At 61.6% G+C, this 17,857-nt stretch carries 20 protein-coding genes; 8 read left to right on the top strand and 12 right to left on the bottom strand.

All coding sequences use genetic code 11. From position 1 onward, the window contains the following. Positions 1 to 116: 116 nt before the first annotated feature. Together AC3A5O_RS12520 and AC3A5O_RS12515 are read right to left on the bottom strand one after the other, a co-directional pair. On the bottom strand, positions 117 to 974 hold the full coding sequence (locus AC3A5O_RS12520; protein WP_305470446.1) for a PhzF family phenazine biosynthesis protein: 858 nt from the start codon (positions 972 to 974) through the stop codon (positions 117 to 119). Continuing rightward, the gene (locus AC3A5O_RS12515) at positions 971 to 1,669 is read right to left on the bottom strand and encodes a glutathione binding-like protein (protein WP_305470445.1); all 699 of its coding nucleotides are present in this window, start codon (positions 1,667 to 1,669) and stop codon (positions 971 to 973) included. The genes AC3A5O_RS12520 and AC3A5O_RS12515 overlap by 4 nt, the downstream gene beginning before the upstream one ends. Positions 1,670 to 1,975: 306 nt before the next feature. Here AC3A5O_RS12515 and AC3A5O_RS12510 point away from each other — a divergent pair, with 306 nt between their 5' ends. After that, entirely contained in the window at positions 1,976 to 2,650 is a 675-nt protein-coding gene (locus tag AC3A5O_RS12510) for a histidine phosphatase family protein (RefSeq protein WP_122568087.1), read from the top strand. A gap of 147 nt (positions 2,651 to 2,797) precedes the next feature. Here the strand turns inward: AC3A5O_RS12510 and mnmH are convergent, their stop codons facing one another. Then, the gene (gene mnmH / locus AC3A5O_RS12505; protein ID WP_305481300.1) at positions 2,798 to 3,901 is read right to left on the bottom strand and encodes a tRNA 2-selenouridine(34) synthase MnmH; all 1,104 of its coding nucleotides are present in this window, start codon (positions 3,899 to 3,901) and stop codon (positions 2,798 to 2,800) included. Further along, complete coding sequence (gene selD, locus AC3A5O_RS12500; RefSeq protein WP_305470442.1) at positions 3,901 to 4,935, bottom strand: selenide, water dikinase SelD; 1,035 nt, start codon at positions 4,933 to 4,935, stop codon at positions 3,901 to 3,903. Before selD ends, mnmH begins: the two co-directional genes overlap by 1 nt. A gap of 297 nt (positions 4,936 to 5,232) precedes the next feature. Between selD and AC3A5O_RS12495 the strand changes: the two genes are divergently transcribed. The 3 genes from AC3A5O_RS12495 to AC3A5O_RS12485 all read left to right on the top strand — a co-directional run bounded on the left by AC3A5O_RS12495 (position 5,233) and on the right by AC3A5O_RS12485 (position 7,648). Next, positions 5,233 to 6,183 carry a nucleoside-specific channel-forming protein Tsx gene (locus AC3A5O_RS12495; protein WP_487753232.1) on the top strand — a complete coding sequence of 317 codons (951 nt, stop codon included), beginning with the start codon at positions 5,233 to 5,235 and terminating at the stop codon, positions 6,181 to 6,183. A gap of 46 nt (positions 6,184 to 6,229) precedes the next feature. Beyond that, complete coding sequence (locus tag AC3A5O_RS12490; RefSeq protein ID WP_305481298.1) at positions 6,230 to 7,255, top strand: purine-nucleoside phosphorylase; 1,026 nt, start codon at positions 6,230 to 6,232, stop codon at positions 7,253 to 7,255. A gap of 111 nt (positions 7,256 to 7,366) precedes the next feature. Then, positions 7,367 to 7,648, top strand: a complete 282-nt coding sequence (locus AC3A5O_RS12485) for a hypothetical protein (protein WP_305470439.1) — start codon at positions 7,367 to 7,369, stop codon at positions 7,646 to 7,648. A gap of 5 nt (positions 7,649 to 7,653) precedes the next feature. On the opposite strand, the gene AC3A5O_RS12480 is transcribed toward AC3A5O_RS12485, so the two are convergent. Together AC3A5O_RS12480 and AC3A5O_RS12475 are read right to left on the bottom strand one after the other, a co-directional pair. Continuing rightward, on the bottom strand, positions 7,654 to 8,106 hold the full coding sequence (locus AC3A5O_RS12480) for a DMT family transporter (RefSeq protein ID WP_305470438.1): 453 nt from the start codon (positions 8,104 to 8,106) through the stop codon (positions 7,654 to 7,656). Positions 8,107 to 8,108: 2 nt separating this feature from the next. Then, on the bottom strand, positions 8,109 to 8,606 hold the full coding sequence (locus AC3A5O_RS12475; protein ID WP_305471171.1) for a DMT family transporter: 498 nt from the start codon (positions 8,604 to 8,606) through the stop codon (positions 8,109 to 8,111). 111 nt (positions 8,607 to 8,717) lie between these two features. Between AC3A5O_RS12475 and AC3A5O_RS12470 the strand changes: the two genes are divergently transcribed. Then, positions 8,718 to 9,650: a LysR family transcriptional regulator gene (locus AC3A5O_RS12470; RefSeq protein ID WP_305481297.1), complete on the top strand. Its 933-nt coding sequence runs from the start codon at positions 8,718 to 8,720 to the stop codon at positions 9,648 to 9,650. A gap of 143 nt (positions 9,651 to 9,793) precedes the next feature. After that, positions 9,794 to 10,381, top strand: coding sequence for a DcrB/PsbP domain-containing protein (locus AC3A5O_RS12465; RefSeq protein ID WP_305470436.1), 588 nt, complete (start codon positions 9,794 to 9,796; stop codon positions 10,379 to 10,381). 165 nt (positions 10,382 to 10,546) lie between these two features. Here the strand turns inward: AC3A5O_RS12465 and AC3A5O_RS12460 are convergent, their stop codons facing one another. From AC3A5O_RS12460 to AC3A5O_RS12445, 4 genes are all read right to left on the bottom strand, one after another. Continuing rightward, positions 10,547 to 11,263, bottom strand: a complete 717-nt coding sequence (locus tag AC3A5O_RS12460) for an alpha/beta hydrolase (RefSeq protein ID WP_305470435.1) — start codon at positions 11,261 to 11,263, stop codon at positions 10,547 to 10,549. A 65-nt stretch (positions 11,264 to 11,328) separates the two neighbouring features. Further along, entirely contained in the window at positions 11,329 to 12,441 is a 1,113-nt protein-coding gene (locus AC3A5O_RS12455) for a M14 family metallopeptidase (protein WP_305481295.1), read from the bottom strand. A gap of 103 nt (positions 12,442 to 12,544) precedes the next feature. Further along, a complete protein-coding gene (locus AC3A5O_RS12450; RefSeq protein ID WP_305470433.1) occupies positions 12,545 to 13,324 on the bottom strand; it encodes an ABC transporter substrate-binding protein in 780 nt (259 codons plus the stop codon). A 378-nt stretch (positions 13,325 to 13,702) separates the two neighbouring features. Next, positions 13,703 to 14,137, bottom strand: a complete 435-nt coding sequence (locus AC3A5O_RS12445) for a rhodanese-like domain-containing protein (protein ID WP_122568079.1) — start codon at positions 14,135 to 14,137, stop codon at positions 13,703 to 13,705. Positions 14,138 to 14,240: 103 nt separating this feature from the next. Here AC3A5O_RS12445 and ftrA point away from each other — a divergent pair, with 103 nt between their 5' ends. Continuing rightward, entirely contained in the window at positions 14,241 to 15,200 is a 960-nt protein-coding gene (gene ftrA / locus AC3A5O_RS12440) for a transcriptional regulator FtrA (protein WP_305470432.1), read from the top strand. A 167-nt stretch (positions 15,201 to 15,367) separates the two neighbouring features. On the opposite strand, the gene cobF is transcribed toward ftrA, so the two are convergent. Together cobF and AC3A5O_RS12430 are read right to left on the bottom strand one after the other, a co-directional pair. Next, entirely contained in the window at positions 15,368 to 16,126 is a 759-nt protein-coding gene (gene cobF / locus AC3A5O_RS12435) for a precorrin-6A synthase (deacetylating) (protein WP_487753231.1), read from the bottom strand. Further along, on the bottom strand, positions 16,123 to 16,701 hold the full coding sequence (locus AC3A5O_RS12430) for a histidine phosphatase family protein (RefSeq protein ID WP_305492025.1): 579 nt from the start codon (positions 16,699 to 16,701) through the stop codon (positions 16,123 to 16,125). Before AC3A5O_RS12430 ends, cobF begins: the two co-directional genes overlap by 4 nt. Positions 16,702 to 17,000: 299 nt before the next feature. On the opposite strand from AC3A5O_RS12430, the gene AC3A5O_RS12425 reads away from it, so the two are divergent. Further along, entirely contained in the window at positions 17,001 to 17,855 is an 855-nt protein-coding gene (locus tag AC3A5O_RS12425) for a MurR/RpiR family transcriptional regulator (protein ID WP_305470430.1), read from the top strand. Positions 17,856 to 17,857: the final 2 nt, after the last annotated feature.

Raw genomic sequence — 17,857 nt, 5'->3', positions numbered from 1 at the left:
GAGACTCCTGGGCAAAAAATGCTGCTCGATCACAGGGGGCAAAGCTTATGCCCTGGCCAGCCAGGGCACAAACGCCCGCTGGAAAACAGAGTGTTACCCGCCGGGTAATAATCGCCTCACAAGGCCAACGAGCCATTGATGCACGTCACGACGGCGCCACCAATCCAGACCTCTTGCCCCAACTGCTCGACATGAATTCGCCCGGCCCGGCCCATCGTCAATCCCTGGCTGACCACGTAGGACGCAGGCGCCAGCCCTTTGCCCAGCATCCATTGGGCAAGCCCGGCATTCAGGCTGCCGGTGGCCGGATCCTCGGGCATGCCATCACCGGCAATGAAGCCGCGCACTTCGAAGTGGGCCTCATCGCCATCCACGGCCCGATCCCAGGGTGCGATCACGCCCACGGCCAGATCCAGCAACTGAGAGTAATCGGGCTCAAGCGTCAGGACTTGCTGGCGATCCTTGAGCATCAACGCCAGCCAGCCGGCACCGTTGTCGACCCATTGCGCCTCGACAATCGCCTCGGCTGCGAGCCCCAGCCCCTTGCGCACCCGCTCCAGCAGCTCGGCGTCCAGCGGACCGGACTTAAGCAAGGGCGGCGCGAGGAACGCCAACCCATGATCGCTGCGGCGAATCCTGACCAAGCCGACGCCACATTCCTGCACGATCTCCTGCCCTTTCGGCACACCTCCGGCTTCCAGCCAGGCGTGACAACTGCCCAGGGTCGGATGCCCGGCAAATGGCAACTCGGTGGAAGTGGTAAAAATACGCACCCGGTAATCGGCTTCCGGGTGCTGCGGCGCCAACAGGAACGTGGTTTCGCTGAGGTTGGTCCAGTTGGCGAAAGCGGCCATGCGCGAGTCACTGAGCCCATCCGCCCCCAGCACCACCGCCAGCGGATTGCCCTTGAGCGGCACATCGCTGAACACATCCAGTTGCTTGTAATCGAATCGGCTGGTCGTCGGCTTGCTCATTCCGGAATTTTCAACCCGCGGGCCACGGCCGGCCGCGCCAGGAAGCGCTCCAATACTCGCGTCACATTGGGGAAGTTCTGGATACCCACCAAATCACCGGCTTCATAAAAACCGATCAAGTTGCGCACCCAGGGAAACGTGGCGATATCGGCAATGGTGTAGCGCTCGCCCATGATCCAGTCCCGCCCTTGCAGACGGCCATCAAGCACCTTGAGCAGGCGCTTGCTTTCCTCGACATAACGATCGCGTGGCCGCTTGTCCTCGTAGTCCTTGCCGGCGAACTTGTTGAAGAACCCCAACTGCCCGAACATCGGCCCGATCCCACCCATCTGGAACATCAGCCACTGGATCGTCTCGTAGCGCGCCGCCGATTCCTGAGCCAGCAACTGTCCGCTCTTGTCCGCCAGATAAATCAGGATCGCCCCCGACTCGAACAACGCCAACGGCTGGTCCCCCGGCCCATGGGGATCGAGAATCGCCGGGATCTTGTTGTTGGGGTTCAGGGAAAGGAATTCGGGCGACAGTTGGTCGTTGCTGGCGAAGTCCACTTTGTGGGGCTCGTAGGGCAGGCCGATCTCTTCCAGCATGATCGAGACCTTCACCCCGTTGGGAGTTGGCAGGGAGTAGAGCTGGAGCCACTCCGGGTATTGGGCGGGCCATTTTTGGGTGATGGGGTATGGGGTTAGGTTAGGCATGGTGTCGGCTCGAAAATGAAGTAAACCCCGAGGATAATCCAAGATGTAGGGGACCACATCACTGCCGGTCACAGAATTCACGTCGTCCTTTCTTAATTTCGCAACATCCTGTCGTTAACGTTCGTCCCATCTCCCGACGGAGATCGCTACAGTGCACCGGAATCGAACCAAAGCGCTCGAAGGGACTCTGAGCAATGCCTCCGAAGAATCAACGAGGCGTAACGACAGGGAAAACACCCGAAGCCAGCCGCTTCGCGGTGCCAGGGTTTGTCAGCCTGACTCAAGCGTGCTGAAGACTATTATTCGATGATGAACCCACTGAATTTCGCCCGACGCTTCAAACACCGTTCGTGGCTGATGCTGCCGACGCTGCTTGTGGTCTGTGGCCTGGTGTTGTCGCTGGAATCCAGCGTCAGCCGCGCCCAGCCAGCCGACGGTGTACAGACCCTGGTGTTCCTGCGCCACGCCGAGAAACCCGCCGGCGGCCTGGGCCAGCTCAACTGCCAAGGCCTCAATCGCGCCATCGACCTGGCCACCCTGCTGCCGGAAAAATTCGGCAAGGCCGACTATGTGTTCGCGGCCAACCCTACCCGCAATGTCGAAGAGGGTGAGCTGGACAACTCCTACAGCTATATTCGCCCGCTGATGACCATCAGCCCCAGCGCCATCAAGCTCGGGTTGCCGGTGAACATCAATTTTTCAGCCAACGACACCAGCGACCTGGCTGACGAACTGCTGCACGACAAGTACCACAACTCCACCATCTATACCGCCTGGTCCCATGGCTACCTGCCGGAGCTGATCAACAAGGTCGCCGGTGAGGCGGTGGGCAAGGAGCAGACCATTACCGAAGACTGGGCCTCGGGAGACTTCGATTCGCTGTATGTGCTGACCCTGACCTGGCACAACGGCAAGGCCAGCCTCACCAGCCAGAGCTACAAGCAAGGTTTGGACAATGGCCAGGAAACCTGTCCGACCTGATCAAAAAGTCGCCACATCTCTTTGTGGGAGCGAGCTTGCTCGCGATGGCGTCAACCCCATTGGCATTGATGTAGCTGACACACCGCTATCGCGAGCAAGCTCGCTCCCACAGGGGTAGCAGTTTAAGGCTGGCCTGAACTTGCGAGTTCACCTGCCCCGGGCCGCCCGCTCGCGCAAATACGCCAGCACCGCCGCCTGCTCCCCCGAGAACTCGATCCGCAAGCCCTTCTTTTCCCGCTGGAACACGTACATCGGGTCGTAATACTCACGCAGCAAACCCTCGATCCAACCGCGATGCACGTCGACGGCGCCGCTGTGGGCCTGCTCGGCCAGGGCGGTTTCCAGGATGTCCTTCAAGCGCCGGTGACGGTCGCCACCCAGGCGTTTGTGGATGTTGTCCAGGCTTGCCAGCAATCGCTCGGAAAACAGCGAGAAACCTTCGTCGCCATGCACCGCGACAAATTCCGCGCACAGGTCAATGACGTAATCCTGCAGGATCCGTTCGACCCGGCGCTCCAGGCTGTCTTCCAGCCAGACCATCGGAACCTGCTGCATGCGCTGGTACAAAGACAGCGGCAAGGCGCAACTGCCGACCGCGCGGCTCTCATCTTCCAGCACAAACTGTTCGATGCCAGCGGCACGTTTTTTCAGCACGTCCACGGCCAGACGGTTTTCGAAATCGATGTTGGAAGGCTGGCCGGTAGCGCGTTTACCGAAGCTCGAACCGCGATGGTTGGCATATCCTTCCAGGTCCAGGCTGTTGCTCAACTGGCCCAGCGCTTCAGTCTTGCCGGTACCAGTCATGCCGCCCAACAGCACCAGGTCACACTGGGCGACCGCATGCTCGACAGTGTCCAGCAAAAACGTGCGCATGGCCTTGTAGCCACCGCCGACCCGGGGGTAGTCAATGCCCGCTTCGTCCTTGAGCCATTGCTGGACGATCTGCGAACGCAAGCCGCCGCGAAAGCAATACAGCAGACCGTCGGGATGGGCCTTGGCGAACGCCGCCCAGGCCTGGATGCGCTGGGCCTTGGTCTGGCCGGACACCAGTTGATGCCCCAGGACGATGGCGGCCTGTTGCCCCTGCTGCTTGTAGCAGGTCCCGACCCGTTGCCGTTCGTTGTCGGTCATCAACGGCAAATTGACCACGCCGGGGAACGCGCCCTTGATGAATTCGACCGGGGCGCGTGTGTCCATCATCGGTCGGTCATGGAGGAAGATATCGCGGTAATCGGTGATGTCATGGCTCATCAAGACACCTCGACCGCGTGACTCTGTCGCTCGACCAACTCGCCAATGGGCTCCAGCGCCAGGCCGAGTTCAGCGGCCACCCGCAGGAACTCACCCTCGCCTTCGGGAGTGACGGCAATCAGCAGGCCGCCACTGGTCTGCGGGTCGCAGAGCACGCGTTTGTGCAGTTCCTGGACCCGACCGACCTTGCTGGCGTAGCTGTCGTAGTTGCGCAGCGTACCGCCCGGCACGCAGCCCAGGTCGAGGTAGTACTCGACGCCCGGCAGACGCGGCACCGCGTCATATCGAATACGTGCGGTCAACTGGCTGCCGTCGGCCATTTCCACCAGGTGCCCGAGCAGTCCGAAACCGGTGACATCGGTCATCGCGGTCACGCCGTCGAGCTTGCCGAAGCGGCTGCCGGGTTTGTTGAGGGTACACATCCAGTCACGGGCCAGGCCCACATCGGCGGCGCGCAACTTGCCTTTCTTTTCCGCCGTGGTGAGGATGCCAATGCCCAGGGGCTTGGTCAGATACAGGCGGCAACCGGCGGTGGCCGTATCGTTGCGTTTCATATGGCGCTTTTGCACCAGGCCCGTGACCGCCAGACCGAAGATCGGCTCAGGCGCGTCGATCGAATGCCCGCCAGCCAGGGGAATACCGGCCTCGTCACACACGGAACGACCGCCGCGAATCACTTCCCGGGCGATTTCCGGGGCCAATACGTTGACTGGCCAGCCGAGGATCGCAATGGCCATCAGCGGGTCACCGCCCATGGCGTAGATGTCGCTGATGGCATTGGTGGCGGCGATGCGACCGAAATCGAAGGGATCGTCGACAATCGGCATGAAAAAATCGGTGGTCGAGACCACCCCACGCTCCTCGTCGATGGCGTACACCGCCGCATCGTCGCGAGAAGCATTGCCGACCCACAGCTTGGGATCGAGGTTCTGCGCACCACTGCCGGCCAGGATCACTTCCAGTACCTGGGGCGAAATCTTGCAGCCGCAACCGGCGCCGTGGCTGTACTGGGTCAGGCGAATCGGCTCGCTCATGGACATACCTCTGGTCAGTCAAGGGGTCGATTCTAACAGCAACGCCACCGACTCAGTGCCGTGCCGAGCATTCGCCCGTGCAACACGTTGGTGCCACTTGAGGCGATTGTGAAGCATCCAGCGCACCCAGCCTGACCAATAGGACAGGAAAACCGCTTCAATTCCAGGCTTTTCAAGCCACTGCGAAAAATTGGTACGAGATGTGCAAACGTTTGCGCGATCGATCGCCGCTAGCGGATCGACGGTTTTTTTCAATCACGGAACACGGGCTTCGGCCCGCACGAACAAGGACTTTCCATGCTCTTCACTTCCCGGTATCGCGCCACGCCCGGCCTATTGGCAGCCACCCTGCTACTGACCGCCGTTACCGGACTACTCAGCGCCACGACCCAAGCCCAACCCACCGAGGTGTCCGCCCAAGGCGAAGCCCTCAGTCCTGAGGCCGCCCCTTCGAAAAAAGGCGCCTACCTGTCGGACTGGTACAACCAGGACCTCACGCTCATCGGCAGTAAGGACATCAGCTTCGGCCCGCAACCGGTCGACGATATCTACCTGGAATATGAATACTTCGGACGCAAGGGGCACTTCGAGCTCTATGGCTACGTCGACATTCCGAAGATTTTCAACATTGGCAACAGCCACGACAAGGGCGTGTGGGACCACGGCTCCCCCGTGTTCATGGAACACGAACCGCGTATTTCCATTGACTACCTGGCCGGCCGCAGCCTGGCCATCGGGCCGTTCAAGGAATGGTATGTGGCGTTCGACTGGATCTACGACCACGGCAGCAACAGTGCCAATCGCGCGAACACCTTGTACAGCGGCCTGGGCACCGACATCGACACTCACTCGAAGGTTAATCTGTCGGCTAACTTCTATGGCCGTTATCAATGGGAAAACTATGGCGCCAGCAATGAATATTCCTGGGACGGCTACCGCGCCCAACTCAAGTACATCGTGCCAATCAGCCAGTTCAGCAATGGTGCTTCGCTGACGTACATTGGCTTCACCAACTTCGACTTCGGCTCGGACCTGCACAACGACAACCCCGCCCGCACCGCCAACGCCACGGTCTCCACCAACGTCTTGCTGTACGCGTTCACCCACGTGCGTTTCACCCTGGTGGGCCGCTACTTCCACAACGGCGGCAACTGGCAGGATGGCAGCGAACTCAACTTTGGCGATGGCAACTTCCGCGCCCGCTCCGATGGGTGGGGATACTACGCTGGCGTTGGCTATCAGTTTTGAGCAAACCGTAGCAGCACCCTTTCGAATCCATGGAGGTCACGAACACATGATCAATCGCCTGTTTGCTTCAATCGGCCTGGCAAGTACTGCACTCTTCGCGGCAACCGCCGGGGCCGCGCCGCCGCTTCAACCCAAAGTGGTGTTGATCACGATGTTCGCCCCCGAGGCGCAGAACTGGATCGAACGCTTGCAGCTCAAGGAGGAAATCCGTGTACCGGGGTTGTCCGCCGAGTACCCGACGATCCGCTGCAATGCCGAACGGGTCTGCCTGCTGATTACCGGCATGGGCCAGACCAACGCGGCGGCTTCGACCCTGGCCCTGGCGCTCTCCCCGAGCGTCGATCTGCGCAAGAGCTATTTCCTGGTGGCCGGGATCGCCGGCATCAACCCGCACCACGGCACGCTCGGCACAACCGCCTGGGCCCATTACCTGGTGGAGTTCGGCACCCAATGGGAGCTGGATTCGCGGGATGTGCCCAAGGATTGGCCCACCGGCTACCTGGGCATCAACACCAAAGGGCCAAACGAAAAACCGCCGCTGGACTACAAGACGGAAGTTTTCGAACTCAACCCGGCCCTGCAGGCCAAGGCCTTCGCCCTCAGCCAGCAGGTGACCTTGGCCGAAAGCAAGGAATCGGCGGCCTGGCGCTTGAAGTACCCGTATGCCCCGGCCAACCAACCGCCGGTGGTGACCCGCTGTGACACCCTGGCGGGCAATACCTGGTTCTCCGGCACGCGCCTGAGCGAACGCGCCGAAGTCTGGACCCGCCTGCTCACCGACAACAAAGGCGTCTACTGCACCACCCAACAGGAAGACAACTCGACTTACGAAGCCTTGCTACGGGCCAGTCGTGAAGGTCGGGTGGACATCAATCGACTGGCCGTGCTGCGGGCCGGGTCCGACTTCGACCGTCCCGAGCCCGGAGGCAACGAAGTGGACAACCTGCTCAAGTACGCCGACCAGGGCGCGTTCGTCCCGGCCCTGGAAAACCTGTTCCGCACCGGCAACCCGCTGGTGCAGGACATTGTGAAAAACTGGTCGGTGTGGAAAAACGGGGTGCCGGGCCTTTGATCCGTCGGGGCTCGGATGGCGGGGGCGCTAATCTCCAGTGTTCACCCGATGGAATTTTCCATTCCTGGCAGGATCACTTGAACATCCACCAAGCGCCCCAGGAGACCGCCTATGCACATGCCCCTTGCTGCCGACAGCACTCACTTCTATTACGGCCTGGACTCGCTGCTTGGGCACCAGACCCAAAGTGCCACTTGCCAGTTCGACGTCAAACGCTTCGACGACGCCGAACCGGCGTGGTATGTGCTGCACGTACGCCCACCGCTGCCGGACGACCTGGACAAAGCCCAGATCGTGGTGTTCAGCGCCGAAGGTCGGCAAATCAGTGGCATCGTCCGGAGCACCGAGCGCCTGGACGATGGCAGCCTGCGACTGAACGTCGAACCCAGCTGAGACCTTCAGGCCTGCCGTGCATTGCTGCGATACATGAACACCAGCGCCAAGGCCAGGCAGGCCATGGCCAGGATCCGGCTACCGGACAACTCGATGGCCGGGTTGCCCAGCCAGCCGAAGTTGTCGATCAACATGCCCATGCCCAATTGCCCGACGATCACCGCCACCGTCGCCACGCCAGCCCCCACCCGCGGCACCGCACCGACCATCACCATCATGTAGACAACGCCGAACAACGCACCGCTGAGCTGCCATTTCGGCACATCCAACAAGGTGACCGCGTGGGCCGGTTCGAAAAACACAATCAGCAGCCCGGTGGTCACCGTGCCCACCGTAAACGTCAGCAGGCTGCTGCGTAGCACACCGACCGTCTGGCCCAGGCGGCCGTTGATAGCCGCCTGCACACTCAGCACCGCACCCGCAGCGACAACCACCAGCAGTAAAATAAACAGACTCATATTCAACCTCGGGCAATCAGGACAAGGGCCACGACTATCAGTGCCAACGCCAGCCAACGTTCGCCGTTGACCCGCTTGCGGCTCGCACCGAACCAGCCGAAATGGTCGATCAACACACTTTTGCCCACCTGACCGGAAAGGATCGCGACCATGGTCATGGCGATCCCGATGTGGGGCGTGGCGAGTGTCAGCACCACTACGTAGACGGGCCCCAGGAAACCGCCAATCAGTTGCCAGCGTGGCAGTTCATTCAAGGCCGGGCCCTGTTGCCGACCGCTAAGCAGTAACAGCAGGAAGAGAATCGCCGAGCCAACGCCAAAGATGCTCAGGGTGGCCCACAAATGCCCGACTTGCACCCCGAGCGGCCCCAGCAGGCCGGCCTCTACGGACAAGCCCATACCGGCCAGGATCACCACGGGCAGCAATAGCCAGCGCAAGAACGACCGCGGTTGGGCGGCAGCCGTCACCGGAGCGGCCTCGTTCAATGAGGAAACCTGCATAGTCATGACCCACTTGGAAAAGGATGGCCGGCATTATCGGCTGGTGCGTCTGTGCGATAAATGGGAGTATCCAGACAACACTTTTGCGTAGTACGCACAGGACAGCCACCCATGCATGGCCTCAATGAACTTGGCTTCAAGGCGCTTCGCCTGTTTGTCGCGGTGCTCGATCACGGCAGTTTCTCGGAAGTGGCCCGGCGCGAAGGCCTGGCCCCGTCATCGATTTCCCGACAGATCCAGCTGATGGAGCAGGCCCTGAACCAGCAGTTGCTTTATCGCCACACCCGCGCCGTCTCCCCCACTGAAGCCGGCCGCCTGCTGGGGCATCATGCGCGGCTGTTACTGGTGCAATTGGAGGAGGCCGAACAAGCCTTGCAGGAACAGCACAGCGAGCCCTCCGGGCTGGTGCGGATCAACGCCCCAGTAGTGTTCGGCCAGCGCCACCTGACGCCGTGGCTGGGCCAGTTATGCGAACGCTACCCAAAGCTGCAATTGGAGATCCAGCAGACCGACAGTTACGTCGACCCACTGCAGGAAGGCGCAGACCTGCTGTTTCGGATCGGCCCGTTGCAGGACTCAGGCATGCAGGCGCGGGTCGTCGCCCCCCATCGTTTCCAGATCGCGGCCAGCCCCGCTTACCTGGCTCGCCACGGCGCGCCGCTCAAACCCCAGGACCTGGCGGCTCACCAATGCCTGGCCTACAAAGGCGTGACCGGCCAGCAGCGCTGGTTCTTCCGCCGCCCGGGCCAGGCCTGGACACCCTACAGCGTCAAGGGCCCGATCACCGGCAACCACGCCGACACCTTGACCCAGGCCGCCGAACAAGGCCTGGGGTTAGTGATGTTTCCGTCCTGGCTGATCGGCGAAGCGTTGCGCAACGGTACGCTGGTCCCGGTACTGGAGGATTACCAGGCCTCCAACAGCCTCGAACCCCAACAGATTGCCATCCTCTGGCCGGGCAGCCGGCGCCTGTCGGTGAAGGTCCGCACCGTCATCGATTTCTTCCTGGCGTGTTTTGGCGAAGTGCCCTACTGGGATCGCTGACCGCAGTGTGGCGCTCCTTTATTGACTTCATCACTGAGCATTTCGAACGCGAAGGGCCGGCCAGGCGTTCCTGCGCGCTGGAATCCAGTGCAGCGCCCATGGGATGATCAGCCTCCGAGCATGACCATCCGTGGAGCGTTTCAATGTCATTGCTGAGTAAACAAGCCACTGCCCTGTTGCTGGGGGCCATCGCCAGCCTGGTCGTGGCAACCGCCCATGCGGCCCCGGCCAAAACCACTGGCGATGCACCGGCGCAGAAGATTTCGTTGCTGGGTGGCAAGCTCAATTTCACCCTGCCCAAGGGGTTCACGGCGACGCCACTGCCCGCCGGTGAACTGACCCAGGGTACGGCCGGAGCAACGGGCATAATGTATAGCAATGCCACCCGTAAAACCGTGGTGATCACCGCTGAAAACACCATCGTCAACGGCGCGAATGTGAAGGACAACGACAATGCCTTTCTCGACATCACCTTCGCCGACTTCGCCGTTCAGAAAACCAAAGCCTTGCCGGACGCCAAGATCCTCGGCGAAAAAAGCCTGACCCAGAAAGGCACAGGGCTGGGTCTGCGCCAACTCGACACCAGCGCCACCCAGGGCGGCGGGCCAACCCTGGACACGACGTTGATAGGTGCCTCCGGCACGCGCATGGCGGTGGTGCAGATCATCTCCCGGGCCAGCGACAAGACCGGTCATGAGGCGTTGGTGAAACAGATCGCCAGCGGTCAGTGACGGGCACCGCATAGCCCTCAATCGCGAGCGAGCTCGCTCCCACATTGGCTACCCGACACCCTGTGGGAGCGAGCTCGCTCGCGATGACGTCGGCACAGCCAACTTTGATGCAAGCTGACCCACCGCTATCGCGAGCAAGCTCGCTTCCACAGGGATTTACAGGGGTCAGGGGTTGAGACGCTCCAACCAGGCTCGCAGGTCCTGCACCTCCTGCGCACTGATGCTGTGGCCCAGGCCCAGGTAGGCATGGAATTCCGGTTCCAGTGCCAGGGTCTTCAGGAAGGTGTTGGCCTCGGTGCCATCGTGGTAGGGAATGATCGGGTCTGCCGTGCCATGGCCGATGAACACCGCCAGTGTCCGTCGCGACTCATCGGGGGTCAGTTCCGCCCGCAGCACCGATAGAACTCGCCCGCCCATCGCGGCAATACCACCGACGGCTTCGGGGTGTCGCAAGGCCACTTCGTAGCTCATCATCGCCCCCTGGCTGAAACCCACCAGGTAGACCTTGCTCGCGTCGGTCGAATATTTGGCCCGGGCCTTGTCGATGAAATCCAGCAGCATCTGGCCGCTGGCCTTCAGGTCCGAGGTGTCACCGTCATAGGCGCCCTCGCCCTTTTTGGCGAACCACTGGTAACGGTCCTGCTCCATGCTCTTGGGCGCCCGCACCGAGAGGTAGTTGTAATCCCGCGGCAACTCGTCCTTGAGTGCGAACAGGTCCTGCTCGTTACTGCCGGAACCGTGCAGGAAGATCACCAGCGGTCGGTTCCGGGCTTGCTCATCGATTTGGGCCAGGTAGTTGAGCGGCAGGTCCGTGTGCAGCGAGGGTTGGGCCTGCAACCCGGACGAGACCAGCAACAGAAACAGGGCGAGCGCTTTGAACATCGATCTTCCTCCATCGTTTCGATAGCCGCGCGGCAACGCACGTGCGGTGAGGTAGACAGCAGTTATCAGTCGTTGATCAATTTCCCCGTACGAATCGGTTCACGCCCGGCGACTTTTGCCTGCCAGATCCCCGGCTGGGTATAGCGCCCACGGTCCAGGGCAAACAGCACGCCGCTGGTGCCGGCCCGCACGGTGGTGACCCGATCACTCAACGGATCGACCACTTCGAACAGCGGATCGCCCCGCTCCACCCATTCGCCAGCCTCCCGCAGGAAACTCACCACGCCATGGTGCGGCGCGAACAGGTATTGGGTGCCTTCGAACGGGAAGCCTTCACAGCACTGCGCCGGCGCCGGCAGCCACTCCCCGGCGATGAAACCTTGCTCGGCCAGAAACCCGAGGATGGCTTCACAATTGGCCTGGGCCTGCTCCACCCGGGTATCGCCCATGCTGCCCAGTTCCAGGGTCGTCGCCAGGTTCGCCGCAGGGATCGCCGCCGTGGGAAAGGCCTTGGCCAAACGCAACCAGGGCGAGGAGCAGGACTCGTCGAACGAACTGCCGCCCGAATCCTCGCACAACAACGCCACACCGGCTTTCAAGCGTGCGGCCAGGGAGCGCCATTGCGGCCACTGCTGCGGCAAGGCGTACAAGTGGATCGCCGCCTCGAAATCACAATGCAGGTCCAGGGTGATGTCGGCGTCGCAGGCATGGCGCAGCAGCAGGCGATGCAGCGCTTCGAGTTGCGAAGGCGGTGCTGGCAAGTCATCGAGTACCTCAGCCATGGTCTGGCGGATCAGGGTGATATTGGCGGCCGGGTCGTCACCCAAGCGATCACCGATGCGTTGCGCCACCGGTGCGCTGAGCTCCACGAAGGAACGGTTGAAATTCTTGCCGCTGCCCAGTTCGAAACGCCCCATGTGGGCGCTTTGCAGATGTTGATCCAGGCCAATGGGGTTGGCCACCGGCACCAGTTCGATCACACCTTTGAGCAAGCCCTGGGCCTCAAGATCGTTGAGCCGCTGCTTCAGCTCCCAGGCGGTGCGCATGCCCGGCAGTTCATCGGCGTGCAGGCTGGCCTGGATGTAGGCCTTGCGCGGCCCATGGCCGTAACGAAACACACTGAGTCGGCGCTCGGTGCCCAGGTGGCTCCATGGCAAGGTATGGTCGATGCGTTGCATGAGGGGCTCCGAATGGCGGCATTACGATAGGCGCAGGGTAAACAATCGCCCATGAAAAAGGTGGCCGGCCGGGTCAATGGCGGGCCACCTTGGGGTTCAGCGATTAATGGCCGTAGATGTCAAAGGCGAAGTATTTGTCCTGCACCTGCTTGTACGTGCCGTTGGCACGGATTTCGGTGATGGCCGCGTTGAATTGATCGGCCAGGGCCTTATCGCCCTTGCGCACCGCAATGCCTGCGCCGCCGCCGAAGTATTTCGCGTCGTCATAGGTCGGGCCGACGAAGGCGAAGCCTTTGCCGGCGTCGGTTTTCAGGAAACCTTCGTCGAGGTTGACCGAGTCGGCCAGCATGGCGTCGAGGCGACCGGCGACCATGTCCAGGTTGGCTTCCTGCTGGGAACCGTAACGCACCAGGTCGATACCGGCGGGCACCAGCACTTCGGTGGAGAAACGGTCATGGGTACTGGCGCGCAGCACACCGACTTTCTTGCCCTTGAGTTCGGTCAGTGGGTCCTTGATGTTGGAGCCTTCCTTCATCACGAAGCGCGCTGGGGTGTGGTAGTACTTGATGGTGAAATCGACGTTTTTCTTGCGATCGTCGGTGATGGTCATGGACGACAGGATCGCGTCGATTTTCTTCACTTTCAGCGCAGGGATCAGACCGTCGAACTCCTGCTCGACCCAGACGCACTTGACCTTCATCTGTGCGCAGAGCGCATCACCGATATCGACATCGAAGCCGGCCAGCTTGCCGTCGGGGGTTTTCATCGAAAAAGGCGGGTAACCGGCTTCGATCCCGAGGCGGATCGGCTTGGCGTCTTCGGCCACGGCCGACAGGGACAACACGGACAGTGCCAGGGCACCGAACATGGCTAGCTTCTTCATTTTCGCTCCTGAGTGTGCAGGTATTTTATTGGATCGTTATGGGCAGATTCGTCGGCAGTGTTCGGTCAGCAAAAACCGAAGTGGCCGGGAGTCTAGAGGGGCACTCAGGAGGGGAATTATGTTGAAGCGACAAATAGTTATAAAAACAGCCAGGTGCGGCTGGCGGTCAGAGGATTTGCGAAAAACCTGACAGGTAAACATCCCCGGGACAGGCAAATACCCCTGTGGCGAGGGAGCTTGCTCCCGCTGGGCTGCGCAGCAGCCCTTGATGTCCGTCAGATGAAGGCATCGTCACCCTTATTAGGGCCGCTGCGCGCCCCAGCGGGAGCAAGCTCCCTCGCCACAAAAGCCTGTTTGCAATCTGCTTGTGACGCAGAATCAACAGTCGCAGCGGATCGCCTCGTCCGCCACGCGCTCCACCGAGCCGGTCAGGCGAAAGCCTTCATCGAGCCAACCCATGACGCCACCGATCATTTCCTTGACCGGGTAACCCAACGTTGCCAGACGCACCGCCGCCTTGTTCGCGCCATTGCAATGGGGACCGGCGCAATACACCACGAACAGGGTGGTCTTGGCATAGGCGGCCAGCGCCTGGGCGGTGAGCGTGCGGGTCGGCAGGTTGATCGCCCCGGGTACGTGACCGCGCTCATAGGCCAGCGGTCCGCGTACGTCCACCAGCACAAAATCGACGCTGCCGGCCTGTTGGCTGGCGTGAACGTCGGAACAATCCGTTTCGAACGACAAGCGACGACTGAAATGCTGCAGGGCGATATCGGCAGGGGCAGCAGGCACTTCGCGAACCAGGCTGGTCATGGGGATGTACTCCAGGGGTAGAGAAAGGCGTGAAGAGACTTTATCCCCCCGATGCTTACCGCTACAGTGGCGTACAAGACACTCTGTGGGAACTTTCCGACAAATGCAGCCTTTCCCGGGTCTGGTCGCGATCCTCGCCTACGACGGCCTGTGCACCTTCGAATTCGGTGTCGCCGTCGAGATTTTCGGATTGGAGCGCCCGGAATTCGATTTCCCTTGGTACGAACATCGGATCGTCGCGGTCGATGACGGCCCGATGCGCGCCATGGGCGGCTTCCAGGTATTGGCCGATGGCGGCATGGAACTGCTCGAAACCGCCCGGACCATTGTCGTGCCAGGCTGGCGCAGCCGCAGCGAGCCCCCCTCCCCGGCGTTGCTCGACGCGCTACGCCGGGCCCACGCCCGTGGTGCGCGCCTGCTGTCCATCTGTTCCGGGGCCTTCGTACTGGCCGCCGCAGGGCTGCTCGATGGCCAGGGCGCCACGACTCACTGGCGCTACACCGACGAGTTGGCCGAAAGCTTTCCCGCCGTTCGGGTCGACCCGGATGTGCTGTATGTCGACTCAGGACAGGTCATCACTTCGGCGGGCAGCGCCGCCGGCATCGACGCCTGCCTGCACCTGGTGGCACGGGACTATGGCGTCCAGGTCGCCAACACGGTGGCGCGCCGGTTGGTGATGTCGCCGCAACGTACGGGCGGCCAGGCGCAGTTCATTCCCTCGCCGGTCAGCCGTACGCCACGCAGCGACCTGTCGAGTGTCATGCAATGGGCCCGCGAGCGCCTGCACGAGCCTCTTGGCGTGCGCGAACTGGCCAGCCAGGCGGCCATGAGTGAACGCACCTTCCTGCGCCACTTCACCCAAGCCTGCGGCGTGTCGCCCAAGGCCTGGCTGCAACACGAACGCCTGGCCCGGGCCCGCGAGCTGCTGGAAAGCACCGGGGACAACACCGACAACATCGCGCAACTGTGTGGCTACCGCTCGGTGGAGAGCTTTCGCGTGGCGTTTCGCAGCGTGGTGGGGTTGGCGCCGTCGGTGTATCGGGAGCGGTTTGGGCGGGGGTGAACAGCCTACTGGTGATGACGCTGTCGAACGCTGTTATGGCGAGGGAATATAGGTGGGAGCAAAGCTTGCTCGCGATATGAGCGCCTCGATTTCTGAAAGGCCGCATCGCCTGTATCGCGGGCAAGCCTTGCTCCCACATACCTCTGGCCACAGGTTGATGTGCGGCATCATTGAGGCTTGCGCAACAAGTACGTATCCATGATCCACCCATTGGCTTTGCGCGCGGCCTTGCGGGTGCGTTCGATGTCATCGGCCACATCCCCCAGCCGGCCGGCGATCAGGATTTCATTCGGTGTCCCCACATAGGCGCCCCAGTAAATCTGCGTATCGGGATCACTCACCTGGCGGTAGGCGTCCTCGGCATCGAGCATCACCACCACGCTCGCCGCATCGCCCACCTGCCCCGCCGCCAAGCGGCGTCCGGTGGTGATTTCCAGCGACCCGCCAATGCTGTTCAACGGCACTTTGTGCCGGGCGGCCAGGGCCTGGGCACTGGTGATACCAGGGATCACCTCGAATTCAAAATCGCAGCGGCCCGCGTCGAGCATCGCCTGCAGGATACGCACGGTACTGTCGTACAACGCCGGATCGCCCCACACCAGAAAACCACCTCGCTGCCCGTCGGACAGTTCTCCATCGATCAAGCGTTCGAAGGTGGCTTGTTTGGCGCGGTTCAGCGCTTCGACGCTGTCCTTGTAGTCCAGCTCGCCGCGTTGGCGCTCCGGGCTGTAGGCTTCGACGAAACGGTAGGTGCGATCAACGATGTAGCGTCGACAGATTTCGCGCCGCAGGTCCAACAGCTTGTCCTTGGCGGGGCCCTTGTCCATGAGGAAGACCACGTCCAAGCGGTTCAAGGCTTTGACTGCCTGCATCGTCAGGTGATCCGGATCGCCTGCCCCAATGCCAATGACTGACAACTTCTTCATCGCGGCGACTCCTGGCCATGTCCCTCGGCGCGCAATCGCCATACGCCGTTGAAACGCAACTCAAGGGTGGACAACGGTTCAATGTCGATCCGGTTGAATGTGGCGGCCGGGCAGCCCAAGACATTCATCAAGGCTGCGCGGATCACAAAAGGGTGGGTGACGGCCAGCAGGTGCCCCGGTCGGGTTTCCAGGCGGGTCAGCCAGTCTCCGACACGCCGACACAACTGGGCGACGGATTCACCGCCATGGGGGGCCACCTCGGCATCGTCGAGCCAGGTTTGCAGGGCGTGCGGTTCAACCTTGAGCAATTCATCGATGGACGACCCGCGCCAGCGTCCCAGATCGCAATCGGCCAGGGCCGGGTCCACCTGGGGCTCGTCGCCGAACAGCGCGGCGGTCTGGCGAGTGCGCAGTTCCGGCCCGCACAGCAGTTGCCGGACGTTTCGATAGCCGTGCTCGACCTGCCCACGGCGCGCCAGCCAGTCGGCGTCCAGCGCTTCGTCCAGACCGAAGTGCGCCAACTTCTGGGCGGCGGTGCGGGCATGGCAGATCAACGTCAGGCGAGTGGTTTGCACACTGGATTCTCGGGTAATCGAACGGGTCCCATGGGCGGGATATTCACAGGTTTAGTTGTACAGCACCTTATACGAAATCAAATAAGTGAGACAAAAAGGCGTTATGTCCCACATATCCAGAAGTATCGACTGACATATCGGTTCCACCTGGCCGCGGCCAACTCCTACAAGGCTTTCGCACAATTCTGGAGCATTTTAAACGGAACGTAAAAACCACTGGACATGTAGCACCAGCTACATAAATACTGTTTTCAGGAGTTATGAAAGAAAACCAACATTCATCCAGGCAAGGAGCACGGATGCCGCCCCTCAGAGACCTGATTACCGATCCCGGCCTGATTTTGACGCCGTCGGAACGCAAGGTCGTACGTGCCCTGCTCGATCACTACCCACGCAACGGCCTCGGTCCGATGTCACGTCTGGCAGACCATGCCGGCGTCAGCGACCCGACCATCGTGCGGCTGGTGAAAAAACTCGGGTTTGGCGGTTATGCCGAATTCCAGGATGCACTGCTCAGTGACATGGACCATCGCCTGCGCTCCCCTCGCACGCTGTTGCAACCGCGGGCCAAATTGCAGCAAGGCGATACCTGGAGCCAGTACCTGGCCGCCAGCCAACGCAACCTCGTCGACACCCAGGCCCTGACCCAACCCGAAGACGTGCGCATTCTCGTGCAGTGGTTGCTCGACAGCCGCCATCAGGTGCATTGCTTCGGCGGGCGCTTCAGCAGCTTCCTGGCCCATTACCTGCTCAACCATTTGCGATTGCTGCGCGCCGGCTGTTTTGCCCTGGAAGATAACGCCCAGCTGCCTGACCGGCTATTCGACGTGCAGCGCCAGGACGTGGTGCTGATTTTCGATTACCGCCGCTACCAGGCCCAAGCCCTGCGTGTGGCCAGTGCGGCCAAGGCGCGGCACGCCCGGGTGGTGCTGTTCAGCGACGTCTATGCTTCGCCGTTGCGCGAGCTGGCCGACCTGATCATCAGCGCCCCGGTGGAATCGGTCTCGGCCTTCGACAGCCTGGTGCCGGCGCTGGCCCAGGTCGAAGCCCTGATCGCCTGCCTGACCCTGCAATGCCCCGAGCTGGCCGAACGCCTGGAAGGCATCGACGCCTTGCGCACGGAATTCAACACGCACCTGTTGGAGGAAAAATAAGG

It is taken from the genome of Pseudomonas sp. Soil_N_39 (assembly GCF_057655955.1).
This window is presented reverse-complemented; position numbering and strand designations above follow the sequence as displayed.

Bases quoted from the DNA above. Each gene is read 5' to 3' on its own strand.
- AC3A5O_RS12520 (WP_305470446.1), bottom strand. From the start codon at position 974: ATGAGCAAGCCGACGACCAGCCGATTCGATTACAAGCAACTGGATGTG.
- AC3A5O_RS12515 (WP_305470445.1), bottom strand. From the start codon at position 1,669: ATGCCTAACCTAACCCCATACCCCATCACCCAAAAATGGCCCGCCCAA.
- AC3A5O_RS12510 (WP_122568087.1), top strand. From the start codon at position 1,976: ATGATGAACCCACTGAATTTCGCCCGACGCTTCAAACACCGTTCGTGG.
- mnmH (WP_305481300.1), bottom strand. From the start codon at position 3,901: ATGAGCCATGACATCACCGATTACCGCGATATCTTCCTCCATGACCGA.
- selD (WP_305470442.1), bottom strand. From the start codon at position 4,935: ATGAGCGAGCCGATTCGCCTGACCCAGTACAGCCACGGCGCCGGTTGC.
- AC3A5O_RS12495 (WP_487753232.1), top strand. From the start codon at position 5,233: ATGCTCTTCACTTCCCGGTATCGCGCCACGCCCGGCCTATTGGCAGCC.
- AC3A5O_RS12490 (WP_305481298.1), top strand. From the start codon at position 6,230: ATGATCAATCGCCTGTTTGCTTCAATCGGCCTGGCAAGTACTGCACTC.
- AC3A5O_RS12485 (WP_305470439.1), top strand. From the start codon at position 7,367: ATGCACATGCCCCTTGCTGCCGACAGCACTCACTTCTATTACGGCCTG.
- AC3A5O_RS12480 (WP_305470438.1), bottom strand. From the start codon at position 8,106: ATGAGTCTGTTTATTTTACTGCTGGTGGTTGTCGCTGCGGGTGCGGTG.
- AC3A5O_RS12475 (WP_305471171.1), bottom strand. From the start codon at position 8,606: ATGCAGGTTTCCTCATTGAACGAGGCCGCTCCGGTGACGGCTGCCGCC.
- AC3A5O_RS12470 (WP_305481297.1), top strand. From the start codon at position 8,718: ATGCATGGCCTCAATGAACTTGGCTTCAAGGCGCTTCGCCTGTTTGTC.
- AC3A5O_RS12465 (WP_305470436.1), top strand. From the start codon at position 9,794: ATGTCATTGCTGAGTAAACAAGCCACTGCCCTGTTGCTGGGGGCCATC.
- AC3A5O_RS12460 (WP_305470435.1), bottom strand. From the start codon at position 11,263: ATGTTCAAAGCGCTCGCCCTGTTTCTGTTGCTGGTCTCGTCCGGGTTG.
- AC3A5O_RS12455 (WP_305481295.1), bottom strand. From the start codon at position 12,441: ATGCAACGCATCGACCATACCTTGCCATGGAGCCACCTGGGCACCGAG.
- AC3A5O_RS12450 (WP_305470433.1), bottom strand. From the start codon at position 13,324: ATGAAGAAGCTAGCCATGTTCGGTGCCCTGGCACTGTCCGTGTTGTCC.
- AC3A5O_RS12445 (WP_122568079.1), bottom strand. From the start codon at position 14,137: ATGACCAGCCTGGTTCGCGAAGTGCCTGCTGCCCCTGCCGATATCGCC.
- ftrA (WP_305470432.1), top strand. From the start codon at position 14,241: ATGCAGCCTTTCCCGGGTCTGGTCGCGATCCTCGCCTACGACGGCCTG.
- cobF (WP_487753231.1), bottom strand. From the start codon at position 16,126: ATGAAGAAGTTGTCAGTCATTGGCATTGGGGCAGGCGATCCGGATCAC.
- AC3A5O_RS12425 (WP_305470430.1), top strand. From the start codon at position 17,001: ATGCCGCCCCTCAGAGACCTGATTACCGATCCCGGCCTGATTTTGACG.